General features: G+C 55.1%; 1 protein-coding gene. It reads left to right on the top strand.

The features are described from left to right. On the top strand, nt 1–1650 hold a 1650-nt coding region (locus JUJ53_RS23845), incomplete at its 5' end, for a cadherin domain-containing protein (protein ID WP_204154558.1). Nucleotides 1651–1694: the final 44 nt, after the last annotated feature.

Genomic DNA, 1694 nt, shown 5'->3' with positions numbered 1-1694 from the left:
ACGCAGAACCTCTCTACCCTAGATGGCAGCAATGGCTTTCGCCTCGATGGCGTGGCGGCAGACGACCGTTCCGGTGGTTCGGTGAGCAGTGCTGGGGATGTCAATGGCGACGGCTTCGATGACCTGATTATTGGCGCAAATGAAGCCGACCCCAACGGCGACTATTCCGGCTCCAGCTATGTGGTCTTTGGTAAAGCCAGTGGCTTTAGTGCGACGCAGAACCTCTCTACCCTAGATGGCAGCAACGGCTTTCGCCTCGATGGTGTGGCGGGATTTGACCGTTCCGGTGGTTCGGTGAGCAGTGCTGGGGATGTCAATGGCGACGGCTTCGATGATCTGATTATTGGCGTAAATGGAGCCGACCCCAACGGCGACTATTCCGGCTCCAGCTATGTGGTCTTTGGCAAAGCCAGTGGCTTTAATGCGACGCAGAACCTCTCTACCTTAGATGGCAGCAATGGCTTTCGCCTCGATGGCGTGGCGGGATTTGACAATTCCGGTGTTTCGGTGAGTAGTGCCGGGGATGTCAATGGCGATGGCTTTGATGACCTGATCATTGGCGCATTCCGTGCCGACAACAACGGCGGCGATTCCGGCTCCAGCTATGTGGTCTTTGGTAAAGCCAGTGGCTTTAGTGCGACGCAGAACCTCTCCACCCTCGATGGCAGCAACGGCTTTCGCCTCGATGGTGTGGCGGGATTTGACCTTTCCGGTGTTTCGGTGAGCAGTGCGGGGGATATCAATGGCGATGGCGTTGATGACTTGATCATTGGCGCAGGTGGAGCCGACCCCAACGGCAGCAGTTCCGGCTCTAGCTATGTGGTGTTTGGTAAAGCCAGTGGCTTTAATGCAACGCAGAACCTCTCTGCCCTCGATGGCAGCAACGGCTTTCGCCTCGATGGCGTGGCGGCATTTGACCAGTCCGGTTATTCGGTGAGCAGTGCCGGGGATGTCAACGGTGATGGCTTTGATGACCTAATTATTGGCGCACTGGGTGCCGACAACAACTCTGGCTCCAGCTATGTGGTGTTTGGTAAAGCCAGTGGCTTTAATGCGACGCAGAACCTCTCTGCCCTCGATAGCAGCAATGGCTTTCGCCTCGATGGTACCGCGGCAGGTGACCGTTCCGGTATTTCGGTGAGCAGTGCAGGGGATATCAATGGTGATGGCTTCAATGACCTAATTATTGGCGCACGCTATGCCAACAACGACGACTCTGGCTCCAGCTATGTGGTGTTTGGGCGGGCAGATAACCAAGCGCCCAGCATTGTCAGCACCGCCGCCGTGGATGTGGCGGAAAACACCACCGCCGTCATTAACGTTCAATCTACTGACGATACCAACAGTGAAGGCAGTGGACTCTCCTATACCCTCAGTGGTGGCAATGACCAAGCCTTCTTTGCCATCAATGCCACAACCGGTGCCCTGTCCTTCCTCAACGCCCCTGATTTTGAAACGCCCCTCGATGACGGCACCGACAATACCTATGCCGTTGAAGTAACTGTCACGGATGCTGGGGGGCTGAGTGCCGCGCAACTGTTCACCATTACCGTCACTGATGTTGCCAATGAAGCAACGTCTTCAGATGACATCTTGAGGCTCTTCCCAACTTTTGGTGACACTCAAAATTTTGAGAGAATAAAAAGGTAGCTCCCTTGAGGTGCTCTACCCATGGAATCACTTCAGTTTCTCCT

The organism is Leptolyngbya sp. CCY15150, assembly GCF_016888135.1.
GTDB lineage: Bacteria > Cyanobacteriota > Cyanobacteriia > RECH01 > RECH01 > RECH01.
The sequence above is the reverse complement of the archived record's forward strand: the minus strand, read 5'-3'. Positions and strand labels throughout refer to the sequence as shown.